This is a genomic window from Mucilaginibacter sediminis (assembly GCF_051903035.1).
Lineage (GTDB): Bacteria > Bacteroidota > Bacteroidia > Sphingobacteriales > Sphingobacteriaceae > Mucilaginibacter.
The window spans coordinates 6,227,391-6,251,350 of record NZ_CP170602.1; the positions used below are offsets into that span (position 1 = coordinate 6,227,391).

The following is a 23,960-nucleotide window of genomic DNA, read 5'->3' on the forward strand; positions in this document are numbered from 1 at the left end:
CATGTCATTGCGAGGAACGAAGCAATCGCGAACTGTGCATATTCGCTTTGCATCCGACGAGGTTGCCACGCTGCGCTCGCAATGACGTAGTATTATAACTAATTATCTATGAAACCCGTCATTGCGAGGTACGAAGCAATCCCCAACTATACAAGGCAACCTTGCAAGGCCACTTTGCATATCGGGGATTGCTTCGTGCCTCGCAATGACGCTCGGTTTTTGAGGCTGGTTTACTTATTCTTCTTCACCTGCCTCTCCCTTCAAACCCTTGCCCAATCCCCTTATGATAACAATGTTTACAACCCTGCTATTAAAAGTGTGGAGTTTAACGGCACAGGCAAGCAGCCATTCCCGGTTATAAACCTGGGCAGCGATGATAAAGTGCTTCTGGCTTTTGACGACCTGCGTGGCGGCACCCGCAATTACAATTACACTATCGAGCATTGTGATGCCAACTGGAACTCTTCAAACCTTTCGCCGGCCGAGTACCTGCAAAGTTTCCAGGACGATAGGTTTTATACCTTTAGCTACTCCATAGGTACGTTCCAAAAATATACGCATTACGAGCAGCAGATCCCTAATGATAATATCGCGCCCAAAATATCCGGCAATTACATCCTGAAGGTTTATGAGGATGGCGATCAATCCAAAATGATCCTTACCCGGCGTTTATACGTGGTGGGTCAAAAGGTTTCAATTGCGGCCAATACGCTTGCTTCGCCAAGTACGCAAACTCGCCAAACCAATCAAAAGTTAAACTTCACTGTCGATTATGGGAGCCTTAGGGTGCAAAATCCATCTTATGATATCCGGGTTTTTGTAATGCAGAATGCACGTACATCAACGGGTATTTTAAATACCCGGCCTACCAATATCCGCGGCACTTCGTTAGTTTATAATGATGTAGCTATTAACGATTTCCCGGGCCGTAACGAATTCAGGCTGTTTGATTTGCGTACGCTTAAGCTCAATTCGCAAAGGGTGGCCAGGATTTATAAAGATACCGCCAACATAGTGGTGCTGATTGGCGACCCCTGGCGCAATAACCCCAATTATGTACAGTACTTTGATAACAACGGGAAGTTTTATATCCTGAACCAGGACGGCAGCGACCCACGTAACGACGCTGACTACGCCCGCGTTTATTTTAGCCTGGCCGCAAATACCACGGGGAACGACGGCACGCCATACATTGTAGGTATGTTTAACGATTACAAAATTGACGAACGCAGTAAACTTACACGCGACGAGAATGGCCGCTATTATATCAACCTGTTGCTAAAGCAGGGCGTATATGATTACGAATATGTTTGGGTTGACAACGCAACTAAAAAAGCCGACGATGTACCCATTGAAGGTAGCCACTTTGAAACCGAAAACGATTACCAGCTACTGGTTTACTACCGCCCCGCAACAGCCCGCTGGGACGAGCTGGTAGGCTTTAGTATGGTGAATACGGTGAAGAAGTAATCGTATTCACCATATCACGTCCCGTCCGGTTGTAGTTTATACTACTGTTATTCTGAGTGGTAAAATTTCGCGAAACTTTGAACGGGGAAATGACATTCAAAAATAAACTACTGTCATCCTGAGGCACGAAGGATCTATTCGCGGACTTTGTTGGCGGTTATGCATGGCTTACAATAGATCCTTCGCTATCGCTCAGGATGACAGAAAATGAAGTTTGTCATTCTTTCGTGCGTTAGGATGAAAGGTTCTTTATTTCTAAATCCCACAATTATTTATAATTTAGTGTCGTAATTACATTTAATCCAATTGTTGCCTTTATGTACGCTATAAAATCTTTCCAAAAGGTCATTAAGCTTAGTGGCCTGTTGCTTGTCGCGCTGTTTTTTAGCGCCAAATCGTTTGCTCAGCAAACCCGTCAAACACTGGATTTTGACAAAGGATGGCGCTTTAACCTGGGCGAGGTGGCTGATGCCGAAAAGCCCGCCACCAGCGATGCCAAATGGCGCAGCCTTAACCTGCCCCATGACTGGAGCGTTGAAGGCAAATTCAGCAAAGATAACCCTGCAACACCCGAAGGCGGTGCACTGCCGGGCGGCATAGGCTGGTATCGTAAATCATTTACCGTTCCGGCATCATCAAAAGGCAAATTGGTATACATTGATTTTGACGGCGTTTACCAAAAAAGCAAAGTGTGGATTAACGGGCACCTGCTTGGTTTCAGGCCTAATGGGTATATTTCATTTCGCTATGAGCTAACTCCGTATCTAAATTTTGGCGGTAATAACGTTATAGCTGTTAAGGTTGATAACTCGGTTCAGCCAAATTCGCGCTGGTATTCCGGTTCTGGTATTTACAGGAATGTGTGGCTGGTTACTACCGCTAAAACTGCTATTAACCATTGGGGGACCTTTGTAACCACTACAGATGTAAGCAATGCATCGGCAAAAGTAAATATCAAAGTAAGCGTAAAACACGGATCATCTGCTGCTGGGCTGGTTGTAAAAACTACTTTATATGATGCTCTTGGTAAAGCGGTTGCAGGCGGCGGAGCGATACCATCTAAAGCACAATTACAGGATACTTTATTTGAAACAAGCACTACCCTTGCAGTAAAAAATCCAACCTTGTGGAGTGTTGATAAGCCTTATTTATACAAAGCGGTTACGCAGGTACTGGCTGGCAAAACTGTTATTGATGAGTATACTACCCCCGTAGGTATCCGCTATTTCAACTTCGACCTGGATAAAGGTTTCAGCCTGAATGGCAAACCCATGAAAATTTTAGGCGTATGCGATCATCATGACCTGGGCAGCCTTGGCGCGGCCATTAACACCCGTGCATTGGAGCGCCAGCTACAAATTTTAAAGGCGATGGGTTGTAATGGTATCCGTACCTCGCACAATCCGCCAGCGCCTGAATTGCTTGACCTTTGCGATAAAATGGGTTTCATTGTAATGGACGAAGCTTTTGATTGCTGGGAATGGGAAAAGGTTAAATACGATTATCACCTGTTTTTTAAAGAATGGCATAAACGCGACTTAGAAGACCAGGTACTGCGCGACCGTAACCACCCAAGTGTAATGATATGGAGTATTGGTAACGAAATTCCGCAACAGCATGATTCCACGGCTTTAAGGATAGCACCGGAGCTTGCTGCCATAGTGCATAGCCTTGATACTACCCGCCCTATTACAGCAGCCAACAACAACCCGGATGCAAAAAATAAGATCATAGCTTCAGGCGCGTTAGATTTAGTGGGTTACAATTATCATGAAGGGGAGTATGCCGGTTTTCATGACCGCTACCCCGGTAAAAAATTCATAGCTACCGAGACAACATCCGGGCTGGAGACACGCGGATTTTATGAGATGCCATCAGATAGCATCCGTGTATGGCCCGAAAAATGGGATAAACCATTTGAAAGAGAAGGTAATAATGTGTCGGCTTATGACAACGTACGACCACCATGGGGATCGACCCATGAGATGACCTGGAAGGTGATGAAGAAATATGATTTCCTTTCGGGGATGTTCATTTGGACAGGCTTTGATTATTTAGGCGAACCTACACCATATAGCTGGCCGTCGCGCAGTTCGTACTTTGGTATTGTTGATTTAGCCGGTTTCCCTAAAGATGTGTACTACATGTATCAAAGCGAGTGGACAAATAAGCCGGTACTGCATATTTTCCCGCACTGGAACTGGACTCCGGGCAAAATGGTTGACGTTTGGGCTTATTACAATAATGCCGATGAAGTGGAGCTTTTCCTGAACGGCAAATCATTAGGCACCAAAAAGAAAACCGGCGACGATCTGCACATCATGTGGCGCGTAAAATATGAGCCAGGTACGCTAAAAGCCGTATCGCGTAACAATGGCAAAGTAGTGTTAACCAAACTTATCCATACTGCCGGCGAGCCGGCTAAGATCGAACTATCGGCCGACCGCAAGCTCATCAAAGCTGATGGAAAAGACCTGTCGTTCATCACCGTAAAAATATTAGATAAAGAAGGTAACATGGTACCCGATGCAGATAACCTGGTCGACTTTAAAATAAGCGGCCCTGCCTTTGTAGCCAGCGTTGATAACGGCGATCCTGTTACACACGATTCTTTCAAGGTATCGTACCGTAAAGCTTTCCACGGCTTAGCACTGGCCATTGTACAGGCAAAGGAAAAAGCAGGCGCTGTTACATTTACAGCAACATCAAAAGGCTTGCCTACTGCTACAATTACGTTGACTGCGAAATAACCAACCGCAATCTAAAGAAATACCGATATGTCATTGCTTTTGTTAGACCAAAGGCAATGGCATTTTTATTTTAAATGCATAAACATTTAATATCCGTAAAACAATTGGGCGTTTAACCCATTAATTGGTAATACTTTATTACCTTGTTTTATGCCTGCCAAAGAATACCCGTTTTATCTTAAGAGCACCGTTATCATGTTCGGGCTCATTTTATTGGTTTACATATTTTACCAGCTGGCCGATGTTTTTGTACCCGTAGCATACTCCTTATTTATCGCCATTTTGTTGAACCCGGTTTGCAATTGGCTGGAAAAGAAAAAGGTGCCTAAAGCAATAGCTATTTCCATTACCTTGTTGTTGGCATCCATAGCCATAGCGGGGTTGTTTTATTTTCTATCTACCCAAATAATCCAGTTTGGCGATTCGCTGCCCGTGCTGAAGCAAAAATTTGCAACTATCTCGGCCTCGGCGCAATCATGGGTGGCAACAACTTTTGGTTACCCCGTACAAAAGCAAAACCTGCTTATTAAAGAGGCAATGAATAACAGCCAATCACTGTTGGGTAGTACCCTGGGTTCGGTATTAGGTATATTTGGGTTGGTATTTATTATACCGGTTTATGTTTTCCTGGTACTTTATTATAAAACTTTACTGCTCAACTTTTTTTACGAAGTGTTTTCTGAGGAGAACTCCAAACGCGTAGCCGATGTATTGCAGGAAACTAAAGCCGCTGTGCAAAGCTATATCATAGGTTTGTTAATTGAGATGATAATTGTGGCGGCGCTGAATTCGCTGGCGCTTATACTGCTTGGTGTAAAGTATGGCATCCTGATTGGAGTTATCGGCGCTATCCTTAACCTGGTGCCCTATTTGGGCGGCATTATTGCCATAGCCTTGCCTGTATTGATGGCTACAGTTACCAAAGATGGCTACACAACACAATTGGGCGTAATTGGGGCTTACCTGGTAATCCAGTTTATTGATAACAATATCCTGGTGCCCAATATAGTATCATCAAAGGTTCAGATCAACGCACTCATGTCTATAATCGTAGTATTTTTGGGTAATATGCTGTGGGGGCTATCTGGCATGTTCTTATCCATTCCGTTCCTGGCCGTGTTGAAAATTATTTTCGACCGGATAGACGGCCTTAAACCATGGGGCAAACTACTTGGTGACACTGTACCCACCCGCCACAAAGGTGAGATATGGAAGAGGAGGAAGAAAGTTATTCTACCTGTGAAGTAAGTAAAAATTCAAAAGTAAAAATTCAAAAAAGGAAGCAAAGCGGTCAATATAATGGAGGCTATAAAAATCAAAAGCCAAAACCGCTATGCAATTTTGACTTTTGATTTTTAAATTTTGACTTAAATTAGTGATTGACACCGTTTTCGCCTTTGTTCAGGGTTCCGTTGATGTATAAAACCTGGTTTACTTTTTTAGGGTCGCCCTGGTATACCCACACAATATTGTTGATGTAGGTTTTAAAGGCGTTGTTAACCTGCTCAACAGTTAATTTTTTAACATCATCAACCAAAGTTAATGAGCGTTTCCAGTTATCAAATAACACTTCGTTTGATGCGATAGATGATGCCTGGGCGCTATTGGTTTCGTTTTTATAATAAAAACCGGTTAGGTAGGTAACCTTCATGTTGGCTACTTCTTCGGGTTTAAAGCCTTCTGTTTTTACTTTATCAACCAGTTTATCAAACACGGCTATATATTTATCTGGCTGCGTGGTTGATACCGAAAAACGTGCGGTTGATGTTTGCCCAACGCTAAACCAGGCCTGCGGTGCATATGATAAGCCATTATTGGTACGCACATCTAAAAAGTGGCGGTTAGCAAAAATTCGCATGGCTACGTTAAATGCGTCAAAATCTTCGGTACCCGGTATAGGGCCGCTCGTGATACCTTCAACATAGTTGGTGGCTAAATCGCGCTGCTCCACATTAATGCTGTTTTTGTAAACCTTGAATGATGCTTTTTTAAACGCGAAAGCGGGGCCTTTTTTAACACCATCCAACATCGCTTTTACTTTGGCCTCGATAGTAGCCTGATCAAGATCGGCCACAACAACTATCAGTAAGCGCGATTTGGTGAAGATGGACGTATAATAAGCTTTGGTTTCTTCGGGCGTTAATTTGGTCAGTATGTCTACTGTTCCCATCGGATCTTTGGCATAGTCGCGATTTGCAAATGCAACTTTATCGGCAAACTTATCAATGGCATTGTCCGGCCTGGAGTCAAGGCTTTTTAAATTAGTAATGGCGTCCTGTTTAATACGGGCAAACTCCTTGGCGTCAAAACGTGGCTGGGTCATGGCCTCAACATATAGCGGCCAAACCACGTCTAAATCGCTTTTAATGCAATTCATGCGTACTACCGAATAGTTTTTGTTACTATAGCCATAAACTGTAGCGCTTACTTTATCCAATATATCTTTAAACGCGTTTTTATCGTGTTTAACAGTACCGCACTCGGTAAGGGCATTCATCGCCATCGATTCGATCCCCATTTTCTCAGCAGAGTAGTTTTGTACGCCGCCTTTAATAATGGTTTGTATCTCTACAATATCGTTGCCGCTTGGCTGTACAATCACCTTAACGCCATCAACCGAAGTTTCGTAAGCTGCTTTTTGTGCCTGTACTGTTTTTATATTTCCTATCGCCGCTATAATCAGCAGGCCCAACATATATTTCTTCATCATGATAAGATCTTTTAAATTACTTAGCTACAAAAAATGAAGCTGCATTCAGTTGTTTACTCAAATCGGGCGATATAATCAAGCCTGCAGCGTATGGTTTACCGATGATATAGGTATCCACAAACTTTTTGATATCGGCACGGGTTATCTTTTGGTAATTACTATCAAGGTCGGTAGCAAAATTGAGCGATGTGCTGCACCATTGGTAACTCAACTGGCTGGCCAGGGTTGACGGCTTTTCTTTACGGTGAATGCTGTTACGCAATAATATAGCCTTTGCGTCTTTCAGTTGCTCGTCGGTGTAGTAATCATCCTTTGCCCATAGGCTTATCTGGTTTATTACCTCGTCATAGCATTCTTTAAGTTTGGTTGGGTTCGGCTCAATACCCATATCAATAGGCCCAACGTATTTGCTGGTTGTGTAGCTTACATATACGCTGCTTGCCAGCCCTTTATCAACCAAAGCCTGCTGTAATTTTGATGAGTTTAAACCTACAATGGTGCCAAACAAATCGGCAGCAACGGTAGAGGCCGAATCTGTTAAATACGACGGCCCCTGCCATGAAATTTGCATTGATGGTGTTTGCGCTATAGTGGTTTCTTTAATAAAATATTCTTTTTTGGTTAATGGCTTAAATGCGGGGATAGGGTATTTTTCGTGCGGGTTGAAACCACTGCTTTGCCAATCGCCAAATATTTTTTCGGCCATGGCAAAAGCTACATCATGTTTTACGTCGCCGCAAATAGTAAGCAAACTGTTGTTAGGGAAATAATATTTGTTTTTGATGACCATCATTTTCTCGGGCGTAGCGGTGTTAATCACTTCGTGAATACCGATTGGATTTTTACGGGTGATGAGGTCGCCCCATAACTTTTGCTGGATACCGTACCATAACTGGAAACCCGGATCGCTTTCGGCACGCTGAAACTCGCCGTCCACAACAGGACGTTCCTTTTTCATATCCTCCTCGCGGTAAATAGGAAAGCGGATGGCTGCGTTCATGAATTTTAAACCTGCGCTAAGGCTATCCCTGTCAAAAGTAAAAAAATAGTTTACGCGCTCTACATCGGTAGTGCCATTCCATATGGCGCCAAGTTCTTGCGTACGTTTCAGAAATGATGCCTGGTCTGGATAATCTTTGTTGGCTTTAAAAAACATATGCTCGAACATGTGCGACAGGCCGCTGAATTCGGGGCCCTCGGTATAAGCACCGTTTTTTACGGCAATTTCAATAGTAGCCAAAGGCACTTTGCTATTTTCAATAACAACAACTTCCAGTCCGTTTGGAAGCTTTTTCCAGAAGTAGCCTTCCGGCAGCCGGGGCTGGGCAATTGCAAGGCAAAAGCTAAAAACCCCGATAACACTCAGTGTTAAGGTTTTAATAAGATTTTGGGTCATAGATATATTTATAATGTTTTAAACACTATAAATATATTGGTATAAATTAGGAAAAGGAAAAAATTATCCTTTTTTAACTTAATTTTTAGTTAAAAGGTATAAACTGATTACGTATATTATTTATAAGCCCGATTTAATACTATTGTAAGGCATGCCTAAATCATCAATAGAGTATTGGGTGAGTATGCTATCTTTTATGGTGATATAATCTCCACGATCAGTCACAAACCATTTTTCGATACCATCCTTAGTAACCACAGTTGGGATTGTTGCAGATACCACTTTGCCTGTTGTATCCAATTCCAGTATATAATACTCCTTCTTCGGATCGGTTAAATCCCTGAAGGGAATAATAACGGTATGGTTGTTATCATCAATAAAGTGCCCGAAAAAGTTTTGGTCTTTTAATTCCTTTGGATGAAAATTAACCAGTTTTTGGGCCATCTGTGCAGATACGCCGGTTATTTTCAGCCTTACAACGTTGCCTTCCGAATCTTTTAATGTATCCTGCATAGTTGCCGTTTGGGCACTGGGATATTTGGCAATGGCGTAAAAATTGTTCGATCCGGTATTTTTATCATTATGGCCGGGCAGCATATAACATAGTTGCAGGTTAGGCAAAGCTGCACTGTCTGATTTTATTTTTCCGGCGATGCCAAGCAGTTGTTCTTTCGTCAGTCGGGTTTTGATATTAACGATAACCTTACTGGCCGTGTCTGATTTAGTTACTTTGGATATGCTGTACCAGGCAACGTCTTTTTTTGTGCAGGCGGATGCAAAGAGGGCAACAGACAAAATATAAAAAGATAGATTTTTCATAGCGTTACAAAGATAACACGATTTTACTCAGTTTTATTTTTACAACGTTGTTCAGGAAGATGATGCCGTTCAAAGATTTGAAAGGGTTTACCGGGCCTTTTGTATGTGAGACAACTATTAAACCCTGCGGCAATATGAATTATTTAAATAAAAAGGTTTTACTTTTTTGCTTTTTCCAGGTTCCGTTTTACCAGGAATTTGGTAATCCTGGTTATCAAATCTAAAGGCATTGGTTTATCCAGGGGGAATTGAACCGATCCTTTGGCACCTTTGTAGTTGGATAGTTCTTCTTTAAATTCATCTATTCCGCCCGGTGTAGGGTAAAGTCCAATATGGTTTTTATAGCCCGCAAAGTAAATAAGGTTGCCGTGGAGGGTAAAGGCAGGCATTGCATAGCTTATTTTTTCTTTGGCTTCGGGAGCCGCTTTCTGGATGGTAGCACGTACCTGTTGCAGTATTTGCTGAACATCATGGGGGAAGGCTGCAATATATTCATCGATAGAGGCTGGTTTAGTTGTCATCATAACATTGGTTTTAGGCCTTGATAGCCAGGTTTGTAAATGTTTTAAACACCTAAATATACAAAACCTGTACAAAATGTAGTAGTTAGATTATTTTTATACATCGGTTTTTTATATTGGGGAGAATGCTGACTAAACAGAAAGATAAATGGTAATTAAGGTAATGAGCAAGGGTAATGGTGTCATAGTAAAAATAATACCCTTTGTTACAGTATGTTGAGCGCTTTTTTTAAACTATTTTCAAAAAATAATTCTCAAACACAAAAAAAAAGCTACATTTGCACTCCCCAAAAGGAGGTATCATAGCTCAGTCGGTAGAGCAAAGGACTGAAAATCCTTGTGTCGCTGGTTCGATCCCAGCTGATACCACACTTTCAAAAGCTTCTTAGTTAATTCTAAGAGGCTTTTTTTGTGGAGAAAGAGCCTCTGTATGCTCCAAACGTAGTTTTAATGAAATTACCTTTTAAATAACTATTTTTGTACGTGCTTTCATAGCATTTGCTGCAACCCAAAAGTCAGCTAACCCCTGGGTCAATTTCGCCCGAAACAGGGTGTCACATCTCCATTAATATACACATTGCAGAAATAGCGTTTCTTTTAGGCTTTGAAAATCCAATCTGTTTCTCCCGTTTATTAAAAAAAGAGGTTGGCGTTCCTCCAAATGTGTTCAGGGACCAACGCTTAAATTAATTGAATTCCATCAGCAAACGGGAATGTGTCGCAACGCCCTATTTAAATAAAATTCAAAAGTAAAGGATAACTCAATCGGCTTCGGACGGTAATTAATTTACCGCTGGTCAGGGTTGCATATAACATAACGGTTCTGAGCTTGGCGATGTGGCGGATTTTAGCTCAACAGTTTATTAGAACCGCTGCTGTTGAACCTTGCACAAATATTTCATAGAAGCACTTCTGTCGTCATATTGCCAAACCAACGTTAGCCGTTCGCCCTTTTTCAGGGTGCAATTTGTTTCTTTAATTGTCGTGTCGTTAACTTAATAAATTCATTCTTGTCTTTCTTTGCTTCCTTTATCATTACTTTTAACTCGGCTGGAATGTCCAAATACTTTTCTGCCCACAAATGAACTTCTATAATTATTGGTAATAAGTCTATTGCCTTTTGAGTAAGTTTATATAACACTTTTGCCTTACTGTCCGGGTGTTCTAACTTTTCGATGAGTTTGTTTTCTTCTAAACTTTGAAGTCTTGATGCTAAAATGTTTGTCGCTATACCTTCTGCTGATTTTAAAAAGTCGCCATAAGTTGATTTATTATGGAACATCATATCTCTAATAATCAATAGCGACCACCTGTCGCCAAAAATGTCAAGTGAACAACTGATAGGGCAGTCCGACCTTTTTTTTACTGTTTCCATTCTCTTATTCATAAACTTCTTAAAAAGAATTCAATAATTGCTTGCATTTTGAAAGTTGTTTATATATTTGCACTTGCAAAATGAAAGCAAATTTATAAATAAATAGTCAAAGTATAAAATGAACAATCGCTTCGTTAGGCTTTGGTTTGACAGTGGCAACCAAGCTACACGAAAGTGGTTACAAGGAGTTGGCACAAGTCGCAACCCAAGTAGATACAAGTGCCATTTAAAATATTGGCGTTGGATATTGCTGATGATAATTCTGTAAAGTCATTCGTAAATCCATCCTGTTAGCAAGGTGCTTCGTTGTTTTTGACAATACAGCATTTCGCTTACAAAACATTTGAAAATTCTATTATCAAAATATAAACAAATCTAAAAAATCAATAAAAATGAAAGCATTTACAGTAGAACGCTACGGCAAAAAAGAAAAATTACATTTAACCGATTGGGCACAACCAACAATAAATGAAAATGAGGTATTGGTTCAAATCAATGCAGCAGCCATAAACTTGTCAGATACAATGCTTAAAAATGGCGACTTTAAATTATTTCTGCCCTACAAAACACCGTTTGTAAATGGACAGGATATGGCAGGCGTTGTTACAAAAGCAGGTGCAAAGGTTGCTCAATTTAAAGTTGGCGATGAAGTTTATGCAAGGCCATCTGATTTTAAAATTGGCACTTTTGCTGAATATATTGCTGTAAATGAAAATGATTTGGCTTTAAAACCAAAAAATCTTTCCATGGAAGAGTCTGCATCTATTCCTGTGGTTGGGCTTACTTCCTGGCAAGTACTTGTTAAAATTGCAAAACTAAAAAAAGGTCAAAAAGTATTTATACAAGCAGGTTCTGGTGGTGTTGGTACATTTGCCATTCAGCTGGCAAAACATATTGGTGCTTATGTTGCTACAACCACAAGCACAACAAATATTGAATTGGTTAAAAGTTTGGGTGCTGATTTAGTAATTGATTACAAAAAAGAAGATTTTGTCAATATTTTAAAAGATTATGATGTTGTGCTACATAGCATTAAAGATGCAAAAGTGCTTAAAAATTCTTTGAAAATTTTGAAACAAGGTGGTACATTGGTTTCTCTTACAGGTCCACCAACAGCCGAATTTGCCAAAGAAATCGGTTTGGGCTGGCACCTGCAAATGCTCACCAATTTGTTGAGTTTGTCTACAAGACGAAAAGCAAAAAAATTGAATGTCAATTTTAAGTTTTTGTTTATGAAGCCAGAAGGCAAACAGTTAAGCGAAATTACAGCTTTGATTGAAGCAGGAAAAATCCGTCCAATAATTGATAAAGTGTTTCCGTTTGAACAAACAAACGAAGCAATGGCTTATGTTGAAACTGGTCGTGCCAAAGGAAAAGTTGTTGTCAAGGTTAAGTAGTTTGTCTGGCTGCGGAAAGTTTGAACGGTGAAACATTTTGCAATTGGATTCATATTTCTACTATTTAAAGGCTAAACTGTGATTTTATACTGCCTATAAATGCAGGGTCATCGTATTGCTGACAGTTTGCCGTAAGCATTTTGGCATCTTCTCCCGTTGTATAGCTTAATTGATCTGTTGCGGCTTTAAATATTACTCCGGCCACCACACTTGCAGGTGAAGCATTTTTAGCCATTGCGGACGTTGCTACCATCAAAGAATTAACAAGCTATTGATATTCAGTCATATTTTCGTCGTTACTATAGGCCTCATACCTGGCTCAACAATTTTTACTTATCGCCAAATTGCGCCATTTCATAACTAAGCGATTCTGAAATGCCTTCGACGGTAAATTTTGTTCCGTGGTATAATGAACCCAAAGGAAAAGTGATTAATAACCTCTGAAAATTCTAACAAATGTTAAAAGCATTCCCTTTTGAGGCTAACGAAAGATTCTTATCGAACTTGTAATTCTATAAATATACCCCCAATTTATAAGTCTAAATCGGCGATTAAACGCAAATCAGAGAGGAAATAGTTCAAGATTTGTACAGTAGCCGTCACAGAAAAAGTAGAAAGCCTTTAGTCGAAAGATTAAAGGCTTTTTTATTACTCTGCCTCGTAATTATTACGCATGCAACATCTGAAATAGTGGATCATGTTGAAAAGTTGGGGAAAAAGGAAAAGTCATTGTTTTCCGATGAACAACAAGCGAGAAAAACTTGTCAAACGCCTGCGAAACCCTGACTGGGGTGAGCTTACCCGAGGATCTTTTAACTATTTTGAACTGGCCGTTCAATTGGCTTAAACTTAACTTCGGTGAGTTTTATATTTTTTTCTCGTATGTATTTTATTTTCAGGTGCTTAAATATGCATAAATACATGATCTTACTTAATTTCTTATCGCTTTTTTCTGATTAATAATCAAACTCTGGCTACAAATTTATTCGACATACTTCATTAAAATTTGCATATTGAAATATTTTATGTATTTATGTATGTACATTATTAAGCCAATCTGTTAGATTGGGGAATTTATTAATGTTTAGAGAAGCATATCTCTGCATATTTAACTGAAGTAAATCAATTTTGAATATATGATTATAAGGATGAATGGGAAAAGTGCATTTTTAATGGCGGCCTTGTGCTTTACACTTAACCGGGCTGTTGCTCAACAGGAAGCGATTTGGCAAATAGGCAAAGCCGACCGCTGTAGTTCGGGAATGGCATTGGCTCCTGCAGCATATCAACATTTTTTAGACCATGATTTTGGATGGGAAGACCGTTTTTTTCTGATCGGGCTATCTAAACCCGAAACTGATTGGCCATATGTATTGCCTGGGCCAAATGATGACTGGGGCGGCACTGGTGGTACTTCGGGCATCCACTCGCAGGTGCTGAATATTTTATTCGGTGTAAAAACCATGCCAGTTAATGGGGCTTGTAATTTTACCATAAGCATGGTTGGCTATAATGCAGCCCTGCCGCCATTGGTAAAGGTGGTTATCAACGGTAAGTCGTTTGAAACCCGGCTTCCAAAAGGTAAAGACAATAAGGTTGTTGAAGGTGACCTTAGTGAAGCCAATCCTTATGCGCTAACCATTCCCATAAAAAACGGGCTGTTGCACAAGGGGGGCAACGAAATACAAATTACCTCCATAGATGGCTCATGGTTGGTATTTGACCAGGTTAAACTGGATGGACCAAAGGAATTGCAGCTAATTGCTCCAAACAGTGCCTTTTTGCGCAGCGTTAAACCTGCGACGTATGAAATTGAACAAGACAAAAAAAGATATCAGCCATTATTGGTCGATGTACAACACCTAAATGGTAAACCTAAGTTGCAGGTTAAGCTGGACGGCAAGATAATTTTTTCAGATAAACTCGATTCGGCGAGGTATGTGTTTGAAGCGCCTATGCCAGCTGTTGCAGCCGCGAAAAAAAGCAGCTATGAAATTTTTTGCAACGATACTTTGCTTGAAAAAGGGATAGTGCTGCGGTTGCCCAATAAACTGCAGACACCTGCAGATTATGTGGATACACGCCTGGGATCGGCACACTCCAGGTGGATGATTGCACCTGGCCCCTGGATGCCTTTTGGAATGGTTAAGCTAAGCCCCGATAACCAAAACGGGGGCTGGATGGGCGGGTATGACCCCACTTTTGAAAGCATAGGTACGTTTAGCCATATTCATGAATGGACAATGGCTGGCCTGGGTATGATGCCCACCAGCGGCCCGCTGCAAACCCGCATAGGCGACGAGCGTAAACGCGATGGCGGTTACCGCTCGCAGATTGATAAATCGAGCGAGGAAGCGCCGCTGGGCTATTATAAAGTAATGCTGACCGATTACCACATTAAAGCCGAGCTTACGGCAACCACCCGGTGCGGTTTTGAGCGTTACACTTACCCCAAAGTTGAAAACGCAAGGGTGATGATCGACTTGAAAATTCCGGCGGAATATGGTTATAACCTGAAGAATGTTACGTTAAAGAAAGTTAGCGATACCCGGATAGAAGGATCAAGCAAGCAATTCACAAAGGATGCATGGTCGGGCGGGGTCGATCAAAACTACACGGTTTATTTTGTGATTGAGTTTGACCGCCCTATACGCAAATTTGGCACATGGGTAAATAATAAAGTAGGGGATGGTGATATTATTGGCGCCATCGACCCCAAAAATGCAGGTGCTTATGTGGAGTTTGATACGCGGGAAAACCAGGTGGTACAAACCCGTAGTGGCATATCACTGGTGAGCCTTGATAATGCAGCACAAAATTTAACAGAAGAAATTACCAAACCATATAACTGGAGCTTTGAGAAAGTACGGGAAGGCCAAAAGGAAACCTGGAATCAGTTATTGGGACGCCTGGAGATAAGCACCAACGATAGCCGCGAGAAAATGCGGTTTTATAGCAACATGTTCCGTGCGCTGGCCAGCCGCAATACCTGGAGCGATGTAAACGGGCAATGGATTGATGCCTCGAAAAAACTGCAGCAATTAAAAGACCCCAAATCGCCGGCAATGGGTTGCGATGCGTTTTGGAACACCTTTTGGAACCTTAACCAGTTTTGGAACCTGGCAACGCCCGAATGGTCGTCAAACTGGGTAAAATCTCAGCTGGCTATGTACGATGCTGATGGCTGGCTTGCAAAAGGCCCCGCCGGCATGAACTACGTTCCGGTGATGGTAGCTGAGCACGAGATACCGCTGATGGTGGGCGCGTACCAGATGGGCATCCGCGATTATAATTCAAAAAAGGTGCTTGAAGCTGTGGTGAAAATGCAAGCCACGCCGGCGCAAAAAGTGGGCAAGGCTGGCTTTGCAGGGAATGAAGACCTGGAGGCCTATTTAAAATACAAATATGTACCGTATGATAAAGGCCGGTTTTCAAATACAATGGAGTATGCCTACGACGATTGGACAGTTTCGCAGCTGGCAAAATCATTGGGCCGGAATGACATTTACGACACCTTTAAAACCAGGTCGGGCTATTGGAAAAATGCGATGGACACAACGATTGGGTTTTCACGGATGAAAAATTCGGATGGTACCTGGTATCCAAATTTTGACCCGTTCCGGTCAGGTGCTAATGAACATTATGTAGAAGGAAATGCCTGGCAGCTTACGTTTTTTGTACCCCAGGATGTTCCCGGCCTGATACAGAAGATAGGCCAGGATAAGTTTATCGACCGCCTAAGCTGGGGCTTTAAAGAAAGCTATAAGCTGAGGTTTAATGCCCCCGGCGATCAGTATTGGGACTACCCGGTGATACAGGGCAACCAGCAAAGTATGCAGTTTGCGTTCCTGTTTAACTGGGGCAAACAGCCCTGGCTTACCCAAAAATGGAGCCGCTCGGTGGTCGACCGTTTTTATGGCTTTGGGGTAGCCAATGCCTACCTGGGCGATGAAGACCAGGGGCAAATGAGTTCGTGGTTTATCATGAATGCATTAGGGCTTTTTCAAACAGATGGTGGCGCCAGTGCAAATCCGATATACGAAATAGGAAGCCCTATTTTCCCCAAGGTAACCATTCACCTTAACGGCGCGTACGGCAGGGGGCAAAGCTTTACCATCGAGGCTAAAAACGTATCGAGGGATAATAAATATGTACAAAGCGCTACGCTTAACGGTAAGGCGTTACAATCCTTCTGGTTTCCAGCGTCAGAATTGTTAAAAGGAGGGGAGCTAAAGCTGGAAATGGGGCCGGAACCAAATAAGGCATGGGGTATTAAGGACTTGCCGGCTGCTCAGTAAGTAATTATAGCTTCTCGTAACCCGCTTGGGACTAAACTTGCGAAGTTTCGTAAACTCGCAAGTTTTTTTGGCTTTGAGGAATATCTGTCACCCATCAATCGAAGGATTTATATTTAAGCACATCACGATTTGCGTTAGGGGGAGTAGCGGATACCGGCCATGAGCCTAACGCATGTGCTGTATGAGCGGATAACCTGGGCCGCAGGCAACGCCATGATTTATAACGCCATTATTTATAGGAAACAATAGGTGTTTTTTTGTAGAGACGCAATACTTTGCGTCTCCCACATGCAAATCAAACCATGCAAATCCTGAATTTCTTTGATTTCTTTATGACGGAGAAACGCAATATTTTGCGTCGACCGTAGGGCATTCAAAATAATAAGGCTGATTATAAATGCAAGTTTGAATTGCACATAGGCAACATAGCCTTGGCCCTTGCAAATCGGAACTAAACGCGGGAGACGCAATTATGCGTCTCTACAAAAAAGCAAAAATGGCTTACGCCGTTAGATATTTGGCATCTGAAATTAATTAGCCGTGACGCTCATATACAACTCCAGTTTGCCGCCGTTTACAATATCTTTAAAGCTGATATGATTATCCTTTAAAGTTTTGCCGTTTAACTTTGCCGTGCGGATGTAGATGTTTTTGGCCGAATTATGATAAGCCTTAATCTCGAATGTCTTTCCCTTGAAATAGGATGGGTTTAAATTGATTTTAATATCGCTGAACAGCGGGCTCGTAATATCAATCCTTAAATCGGGCGATGTACCGCCGTTCATTTCAAATAAACCCATCGAGCTTAATACAAACCATGCACCCATCTGGCCTTCGTCTTCGTCACCATTCCAGCCAACATAGGGCGAGGCATCATAAAAAGTGTTCAGGATCTTCCTGGTGTAGTATTGGGTAAGGGATGGCTTGCCTGCATAATTAAACAGGAAAGCTGCCTGCATATTTACCTCGTTGCCCTGGTTAATATAATATTCGGCCGATTGCCCCATGGTACGGTCAAGCGCGTGTGCCGCAAATTTGTGTACCTCAGATTTTTGAAAGCCGATGGTTAGCCGCTTTAAAAATTCATCCTTATGGATATAATTGATTAAACCCGGAACATCATGCGGCACATATAACGAATATTGCCAGGAGTTGCCCTCCACAAAATGACTAACAGAAAAAAGGTCGAAATCAGGTATAAATGAGCCATCTGCTTTCCTTGGCGTAACGTAGCGGCTTGCAGGGTTAAAAACGTTTTTCCAGCTTGCAGATCGCTTTAAAAAAAAGTTATAATCATCATCCTTATGCAGCAATTTGGCCATCTGGGCTACACACCAATCATCATAAGCATAATCTAATGCTTTTGAGGTGGCACCTTTTTCAACAGGTACAAAGCCCAATTTGGCATAATCAGTTATCTGTGGGTTGCCCGGATTACCTCCGCAGGTTGGGCCGGGTTCAACCTCCATAGTCTTTTTCATGGCGCGATAAGCTATCTCAGCGTCTTTGGTTACTATCCCTTTTAAATACGCGCTGGTGATTAATGCCATTTCATGCGAACCTTCCATAATGCCCGAGTACTCAACTCCTGCAGGGCCTTTGGATAGCCAGCCTGTTTTTTTATACATTTCCAGCTGCGTATCTACCAGTTGCTGCACCATATCCGGCGATGTTAAGGTCCACAGCAGGTTTAAATTCCAAAAGGTATTCCAGTAAGCATCGCCGCCTATCATCGCGGTGCGGCCGGTAGGTAATTGCTGTACGTTTTCGCAGGCATCGGTATATTTTCCATTGGCATCGCTCATGATCATCTTGGCGGTGAAACAGCGGTAAAAATTGGTGTAAAATTTCTTCTTATCGGTTTCGCTGCCACCGGTTACTGCAATGCTTTTTAGGGTATTGTTCCAAATTGTTCTGTTATGCTTTACCAGGGCATCAAAATTCCAGTCGAAACCTTTTAATTCCGTTTTAAGATTGAGCCGGGCTTGGTCCATGTTAACAAACGAGATGCCGGTTCTTAGTATCACCTGTTCGGTTTTCGAGGTTGGGTAGGTAACGTATGCGCCCAGTTCGCCCGATCCTTTGATCTCTTTATTGCTCTTAATTACCGACTGGTTTCCGTATCCCTCAAAATCATGAAAGGGTTTGCTAAACTGCATCACAAAATATAAGGTATAGTCATTAAAGTTGGCCGATGCGGTTTTGGCATAGCCCTGTATCTCGGAGTTGGATACTTTGGTAATAACGGCATCTTTCAGGTCGTAACCATATTCCGCCGGAATGTTAAGCTGGATCATGATCCTGTTCGAGCTGTCTTTGGCAAAGGTATAGCGCTGCACGCCGGTACGTTCGGTTGCAGTCAGTTCCACCTTAACCTGCGGATCCATCAGGAAAACAGAATAATACCCCGGCGAGGCCTTTTCATCCTCGTGCCTGAACCTGGAGTGGTAACCGGCCCCGGCCCCTTTAAATGGCTCATCGGCCGCGCCCGGTGATGTCGACAGATCGCCGTTGGCAGGCATGGTCAACAGGCCCGCCATGGTCCATCCGTGTAAAAAGCTAAAGCCATGTATGCTCCCTACCGCGTACTCATAACCGCCCTGCCAAACCCCTCTTTGGTTATCAGGGCTAAGCTTAACCATCCCGTTGGGCATTGTAGCGCCCGGGAACAGCATCCACCGTGAATTAGATGTCCCGATAAACGGATCAACGTAATCAACCGGTTGCTTTGTTTGCGCGCCGCCGCTTAAATAGGCGCATGAAATTGCCAGGAGCAATGCAGTGGTTTTGCGTATACTTATCATATTGCTATTTTATATATCGTTAAGAGCCTCACCTAAATCCTCTCCAAAAGGGAGAGCTTAAAAAACATGCAAATCAAGAACCCTCTCCAAAAGCTGCTGGGCACACACAAGTCCCTATAAAAAGAAGTTGTCATTTCGAACGAGGTACGAGGAGAAATCTTGAACGCCCTGCATCAACATAGCCCCTCGGAATGCAAATCGCATAAGATTTCTCCTCACCCCCTCACATAATCCCACTCTGTTCGTTCGAAATGACAATTTCTTTTGGTAAATGTGTACTCACAGTAGTCTTTGCGGGCAGGGTGAGGCTCAATGCCCAGCCCAAATCTCCTGAACCTCTTCAAGCGATTTACCTTTAGTTTCGGGTACCATTTTATATACTACCCAAAATGATAACAGGCAGCAGGCCGAGAAAAACCAAAAGGTAGCCGCCGGCCCAACCGATCCTAAAAACATGGGGGTAAGCTGGCCCACAATAGTATCGGCAATCCACATGACCATGATACTTAAAGCCAAAGCCCTGCCGCGTATTTTGGTAGGGAAAATTTCTGAAGCAATAACAAATTTAAGCGGCCCTATAGAGAATGCGAAACAAGCCAGGAATAGTATAATGCTGATGACTAACGAGATACTGCTGGTTGTACCTGCATAAAAACAAATGCCGGTAAATGCCAGGCACACTGTAGCACCCAACGAGCCTGCTATGTATAATGGCCTGCGCCCCATTTTATCTACCTTCCAGATGGCTATAATGGTAAACAGGAAGTTGGCTATGCCAAAAATGATTTGCCCAAGCAGTGCATTGGTAATGTTGATGCCCGCATCGCTTAAAATACGCGGCCCATAATATATTACCGCGTTAATACCGCTGAATTGAGAAAACAGGGGCAGCAGCAGGCCGATAAGCAGGGGCTTGCGCATGGCCGGCGAAAACACTTCTTTATATGATCCTTTTTCCTGGCTTTTGGTATTTTGAATTAGTAAGGCATCTTTTTGCGCCGAGGCCATATTGGTGATTTTTGCCAAAATTGCTATCCCCTCATCATTTTTACCTTGCTGGATAAGCCAGCGCGGGCTTTCGGGCACAAAACATATGCCTACAAAAAATAGTAGCGCGGGTGCTGTACCTAAACCTAACATGCCACGCCATACTTCCTTAACCAGTACCAGGTTTAAAATGTCGCCCAGTCCGCCGCCTTTATAATTTAGCGAAAAACTTAATAAGCTGGCGTTGGTCAAATAAGCCACCAGTATGCCCGCTGTGATAGCCAGCTGGTAAAAGGTGACCAGGCGGCCCCTTACGTTTGCGGGGGCAATTTCTGAAATATACAAAGGCGCTACAATTGATGCCACCCCAACGCCCATACCGCCAAGCATGCGTGCCAGTATGAGTAAGGTAAAACCCGATGATAACGCCGAGCCAATGGCCGAAAGCAGGAATAATATGGCCGCTAACATCAGCATCTTTTTACGGCCTATCCGGTCACTTAAGTCGCCCGAAAAGGATACGCCGATAATACAGCCAACCAATGCCGATGATACAAACCAACCTTCTGTAGCGGACGATAACGAAAACTGGCTTTTTACAAAAGGCAGCACGCCCGAAATTACGGCCATATCGAAACCGAAAAGTAAACCGCCCAATGTTGCTACCAAAGTAATGGCCACCAAAAATAGGGTAGACCTGCTTTGTACCGACTTTGAATTTTGCTGGTTCATGAATTGGTAATTTAGGTAATGGTTTATTTTTATTTTAGGTTTTTAATTAACAGCATTCATCCCTAACAAAGGCTTTTACCACTTTTGCCCTGCTTTTGCCGGTATTAGTCATGGTATAGCTTAGTGCATCGGCCGGTATAATAAATGTTTCGGCATAATGGATAACTTGAGTTAATCCATTGGTGGTAACTTTTATGCTTTCGCCTTCTACCAGGCTTAATACATGGCATTGGTTATCGGTGTTTTCTTCAACAATGGTGTCAAATTCAAAACGTTCAACGGCATAAAAATGGTCGGGATGAGTGGTAAGGTTAATTACCTGCCAATCTTTACCTTGTTTGGCTATGGTTTGTTTTGATATTAAGGTGTCGGTGACCACATCGCCTTTCCTGTCGAAGTTCAGGTTTTCAAATGCCCTGTCGATATTCAATGTGCGTGGATTTCCATTCAGATCCGGGCGAAGCCAATCGTACATTTTAAAGGTGAAAATATAGGGCGTGGCGCTTATTTCAAGCACCATATTGTTTTTGCCCGAGCAATGTACCGTACCATTTGGAATCAGGAAAAGGTCATGTTTCTTTGCCGGGAATGTTTGCACATAGTCCTTTATTTCAACGGGTTGGTTGTTTTGAAAACTATCTTCCAGTACAGCTTTAAAATCCTGCTTGTTAATGTTATCATGGAAACCAAGGTATACCTCTGCACCCGGTTCGGCATCAAGTATGTAGTAGGTTTCGTCCTGCGTAAAATCTTCGCCAAAATTTGCTTTGGTGTAGGCTACCGTAGGATGACATTGCAGCGAAAGGTTGCCACCATCAAAGGTATCCAGGAAATCAAACCTGATGGGGAAGGCATCACCGAATCTATCGGCTGCTTTACCTAAAATAGCCTTGCTGTTGTATAAAAACAGGGTATCTAATGATACTTCAAGCATATGTTCATCATATTGAAGTATTATGCCGTTTTCGGGTGCTATCAGCTCAAACGACCAGGCATAGTTTACCACGTTTTCGTTTAAACCATTAATATTATCTTTTATCCAGCGGCCACCCCATACACCGGGCTCAAACCATGGCCGCGCCCTGAACATATGGCCGGATAGCTGTTTTAACGCGTTCCTGAGGGTATCGCCGGTCGCCCAGCTAATATCTTCAATCCTTTGCTCGTCAATAATGATGTCAACGGCAGGCAGTAATTGCTTTTTATGTTTATTAAATACCGGCCAGTCAACAAAATAGAACCGTTTGTACTGTATTTTAGGGTCTGCAGGCTGATGATCGCCAAGGTTACAGATCTTGTTTGCCCTCGACCTGAACTGGATTTCGTTTTTGGGAACATCCAGGTAAATAAGGGGCGCCTGCCAACCGCTTAGCGCCGCGCCGCAGCCGTAAATAATATTCAGGCAGTTGTTTACCGGTTTTAGTTCGCTCAGCACGTCGCTGTCAAAAAAATCTGCCAGGGTGCCTTCGTAAATCTTCCCAAACAAAGGGTCGTCGCCACCCATAAATGGCTCTATTGTGGCATGGATAACCAATTCGGGCTTTAAGGCTTCATTAATGTTTATCCAGTTTACGCTTGCTCCCATATCAAGAAGCTCGGCATTAAGGTGTTGTACAAAAATATCCCAGTACACACCCGAGTATCCATCAATAATGATGTTTTGTTGCTGCGCTATAATCCAGCTTGCCAGCTTTCCAAATCCGTTAAAAATAGGCCCGTCAATTTTAAATGTGGGGTAGATATCGTATTCAGAGCTTTGCGCCGATTGCTTTTCAGCCGGAATGAGGAACTGGCTGGTCGACCTTAGTTCTTGAATATCTGGTTTGACGTCATTTTTTAAAACGGGACCTCTGCTCATATAATCGTTATATGTTATAATGTGCAAACATATTAGATTTCATGTAAATTCCAAACAAGTAATTAATATTTAGTTTCGGCTTAACTTGTTCTTCGGCTTTCTACTGTATACTCAAAACTTTCGGCTTTGTAGTATCCCAGGTTATACTCCATTGGCCGGTCGCCCTGGTCAAATACAAAACGCTTTCTGAAAAGTACCGGGCTGCCAATATCAATCTCCAGTTTGCCGGCAATAAATTTATCCGCCGCCTTGGCACTAATCTCTTCTTTTGATAGGTCAGCAACTACAGAATGTTCATTTTCAAGCATTTCGTATAGCGGTTTTTTGAAATCCTCATCGCCGGTAAGGCCAATCCTGGGGTGAAAATAGGATACAAAATAAACAAAAGCTTCGTCGGCATTTCCTCTTAAGCGTTCCAGTTTCAGTATCTTTTTTTCAGTTTTTATATCAAAAAAGTTGGCTATATAATCGTCGGGGTACACCCAGCTTACATGCAGTTCGTAATTTTTTATGATAATACCGCGTGCCTGCATTTCCTGGGTAAAACTTAGCCAGTTCATCGCTTTTGAGCTCATTTTGGGCTGCGCCACTTTTGTTCCCAGCTTTTTCTTCCTGATCAGGAGTTCCTCATAAACCAGTTTATTGATAGCCTGGCGCAAGGTGGTCCTGGAGATGGCCAGCTTTTTTGCCAAATCTACTTCGTTGGGTAAAAGCTTACCTGCCTGGTATTCAGGGTCTTTTATCAATTCTCTTAGCAGGTTCTCGGCCTGTATATGAAGCGGAACGCCGCTTTTATGATCTATTGAAAATTTCATGTTGGTATTTATCCAGGTTTTATGAACA

Annotated in this window: 15 protein-coding genes and 1 tRNA gene; 6 read left to right on the forward strand and 10 right to left on the reverse strand. The window is 42.5% G+C overall.

Going from position 1 to position 23,960, the window contains the following annotated elements; genetic code table 11:
* The first annotated feature begins 108 nt into the window (after window positions 1–108).
* From ACFGVS_RS25780 to ACFGVS_RS25790, 3 genes are all read left to right on the forward strand, one after another.
* Window positions 109–1,470, forward strand: a complete 1,362-nt coding sequence (locus tag ACFGVS_RS25780; RefSeq protein WP_439696139.1) for a DUF5103 domain-containing protein — start codon at window positions 109–111, stop codon at window positions 1,468–1,470.
* Between the two features lie 317 nt (window positions 1,471–1,787).
* A complete protein-coding gene (galB, locus tag ACFGVS_RS25785) occupies window positions 1,788–4,220 on the forward strand; it encodes a beta-galactosidase GalB (RefSeq protein WP_439696141.1) in 2,433 nt (810 codons plus the stop codon).
* 150 nt (window positions 4,221–4,370) lie between these two features.
* Window positions 4,371–5,468 (forward strand): AI-2E family transporter, encoded by a 1,098-nt coding sequence (locus ACFGVS_RS25790; RefSeq protein ID WP_439696143.1) that lies wholly within the window; start codon window positions 4,371–4,373, stop codon window positions 5,466–5,468.
* Between the two features lie 124 nt (window positions 5,469–5,592).
* Here ACFGVS_RS25790 and ACFGVS_RS25795 read toward each other — a convergent pair whose 3' ends face one another.
* The 4 genes from ACFGVS_RS25795 to ACFGVS_RS25810 form a co-directional block, all read right to left on the reverse strand.
* On the reverse strand, window positions 5,593–6,930 hold the full coding sequence (locus ACFGVS_RS25795; protein WP_439696145.1) for a M16 family metallopeptidase: 1,338 nt from the start codon (window positions 6,928–6,930) through the stop codon (window positions 5,593–5,595).
* Window positions 6,931–6,946: 16 nt separating this feature from the next.
* Complete coding sequence (locus ACFGVS_RS25800) at window positions 6,947–8,326, reverse strand: M16 family metallopeptidase (protein ID WP_439696147.1); 1,380 nt, start codon at window positions 8,324–8,326, stop codon at window positions 6,947–6,949.
* Between the two features lie 120 nt (window positions 8,327–8,446).
* Window positions 8,447–9,145, reverse strand: coding sequence for a hypothetical protein (locus tag ACFGVS_RS25805; protein WP_274209653.1), 699 nt, complete (start codon window positions 9,143–9,145; stop codon window positions 8,447–8,449).
* 158 nt (window positions 9,146–9,303) lie between these two features.
* The gene (locus ACFGVS_RS25810; protein ID WP_274209651.1) at window positions 9,304–9,669 is read right to left on the reverse strand and encodes an iron chaperone; all 366 of its coding nucleotides are present in this window, start codon (window positions 9,667–9,669) and stop codon (window positions 9,304–9,306) included.
* 293 nt (window positions 9,670–9,962) lie between these two features.
* Here ACFGVS_RS25810 and ACFGVS_RS25815 point away from each other — a divergent pair.
* Window positions 9,963–10,035, forward strand: a tRNA-Phe gene (locus ACFGVS_RS25815).
* Between the two features lie 586 nt (window positions 10,036–10,621).
* Here ACFGVS_RS25815 and ACFGVS_RS25820 read toward each other — a convergent pair.
* Window positions 10,622–11,041, reverse strand: coding sequence for a winged helix-turn-helix transcriptional regulator (locus tag ACFGVS_RS25820; RefSeq protein WP_439696150.1), 420 nt, complete (start codon window positions 11,039–11,041; stop codon window positions 10,622–10,624).
* 392 nt (window positions 11,042–11,433) lie between these two features.
* Here ACFGVS_RS25820 and ACFGVS_RS25825 point away from each other — a divergent pair, with 392 nt between their 5' ends.
* On the forward strand, window positions 11,434–12,438 hold the full coding sequence (locus tag ACFGVS_RS25825) for an NADP-dependent oxidoreductase (RefSeq protein ID WP_439696152.1): 1,005 nt from the start codon (window positions 11,434–11,436) through the stop codon (window positions 12,436–12,438).
* Window positions 12,439–12,502: 64 nt separating this feature from the next.
* Here the strand turns inward: ACFGVS_RS25825 and ACFGVS_RS25830 are convergent, their stop codons facing one another.
* Window positions 12,503–12,691 carry a hypothetical protein gene (locus ACFGVS_RS25830; protein WP_439696154.1) on the reverse strand — a complete coding sequence of 63 codons (189 nt, stop codon included), beginning with the start codon at window positions 12,689–12,691 and terminating at the stop codon, window positions 12,503–12,505.
* Between the two features lie 895 nt (window positions 12,692–13,586).
* Between ACFGVS_RS25830 and ACFGVS_RS25835 the strand changes: the two genes are divergently transcribed.
* Complete coding sequence (locus ACFGVS_RS25835; RefSeq protein ID WP_439696156.1) at window positions 13,587–16,736, forward strand: GH92 family glycosyl hydrolase; 3,150 nt, start codon at window positions 13,587–13,589, stop codon at window positions 16,734–16,736.
* Between the two features lie 530 nt (window positions 16,737–17,266).
* Here ACFGVS_RS25835 and ACFGVS_RS25840 read toward each other — a convergent pair.
* The 4 genes from ACFGVS_RS25840 to ACFGVS_RS25855 form a co-directional block, all read right to left on the reverse strand.
* A complete protein-coding gene (locus tag ACFGVS_RS25840; RefSeq protein WP_439696158.1) occupies window positions 17,267–19,540 on the reverse strand; it encodes a GH92 family glycosyl hydrolase in 2,274 nt (757 codons plus the stop codon).
* A gap of 309 nt (window positions 19,541–19,849) precedes the next feature.
* Window positions 19,850–21,259: a sugar porter family MFS transporter gene (locus tag ACFGVS_RS25845; RefSeq protein WP_439696160.1), complete on the reverse strand. Its 1,410-nt coding sequence runs from the start codon at window positions 21,257–21,259 to the stop codon at window positions 19,850–19,852.
* A gap of 46 nt (window positions 21,260–21,305) precedes the next feature.
* Complete coding sequence (locus ACFGVS_RS25850) at window positions 21,306–23,117, reverse strand: class I mannose-6-phosphate isomerase (protein ID WP_439696162.1); 1,812 nt, start codon at window positions 23,115–23,117, stop codon at window positions 21,306–21,308.
* Between the two features lie 80 nt (window positions 23,118–23,197).
* Entirely contained in the window at window positions 23,198–23,932 is a 735-nt protein-coding gene (locus tag ACFGVS_RS25855) for a GntR family transcriptional regulator (protein WP_274209623.1), read from the reverse strand.
* Window positions 23,933–23,960: the final 28 nt, after the last annotated feature.

Bases quoted from the DNA above. Each gene is read 5' to 3' on its own strand.
- ACFGVS_RS25850 (WP_439696162.1), bottom strand. From the start codon at position 23,117: ATGAGCAGAGGTCCCGTTTTAAAAAATGACGTCAAACCAGATATTCAA.
- ACFGVS_RS25840 (WP_439696158.1), bottom strand. From the start codon at position 19,540: ATGATAAGTATACGCAAAACCACTGCATTGCTCCTGGCAATTTCATGC.
- ACFGVS_RS25810 (WP_274209651.1), bottom strand. From the start codon at position 9,669: ATGATGACAACTAAACCAGCCTCTATCGATGAATATATTGCAGCCTTC.
- ACFGVS_RS25805 (WP_274209653.1), bottom strand. From the start codon at position 9,145: ATGAAAAATCTATCTTTTTATATTTTGTCTGTTGCCCTCTTTGCATCC.
- ACFGVS_RS25790 (WP_439696143.1), top strand. From the start codon at position 4,371: ATGCCTGCCAAAGAATACCCGTTTTATCTTAAGAGCACCGTTATCATG.
- ACFGVS_RS25795 (WP_439696145.1), bottom strand. From the start codon at position 6,930: ATGATGAAGAAATATATGTTGGGCCTGCTGATTATAGCGGCGATAGGA.
- ACFGVS_RS25820 (WP_439696150.1), bottom strand. From the start codon at position 11,041: ATGGAAACAGTAAAAAAAAGGTCGGACTGCCCTATCAGTTGTTCACTT.
- ACFGVS_RS25835 (WP_439696156.1), top strand. From the start codon at position 13,587: ATGAATGGGAAAAGTGCATTTTTAATGGCGGCCTTGTGCTTTACACTT.
- galB (WP_439696141.1), top strand. From the start codon at position 1,788: ATGTACGCTATAAAATCTTTCCAAAAGGTCATTAAGCTTAGTGGCCTG.
- ACFGVS_RS25780 (WP_439696139.1), top strand. From the start codon at position 109: ATGAAACCCGTCATTGCGAGGTACGAAGCAATCCCCAACTATACAAGG.
- ACFGVS_RS25800 (WP_439696147.1), bottom strand. From the start codon at position 8,326: ATGACCCAAAATCTTATTAAAACCTTAACACTGAGTGTTATCGGGGTT.
- ACFGVS_RS25855 (WP_274209623.1), bottom strand. From the start codon at position 23,932: ATGAAATTTTCAATAGATCATAAAAGCGGCGTTCCGCTTCATATACAG.
- ACFGVS_RS25845 (WP_439696160.1), bottom strand. From the start codon at position 21,259: ATGAACCAGCAAAATTCAAAGTCGGTACAAAGCAGGTCTACCCTATTT.
- ACFGVS_RS25830 (WP_439696154.1), bottom strand. From the start codon at position 12,691: ATGGTAGCAACGTCCGCAATGGCTAAAAATGCTTCACCTGCAAGTGTG.
- ACFGVS_RS25825 (WP_439696152.1), top strand. From the start codon at position 11,434: ATGAAAGCATTTACAGTAGAACGCTACGGCAAAAAAGAAAAATTACAT.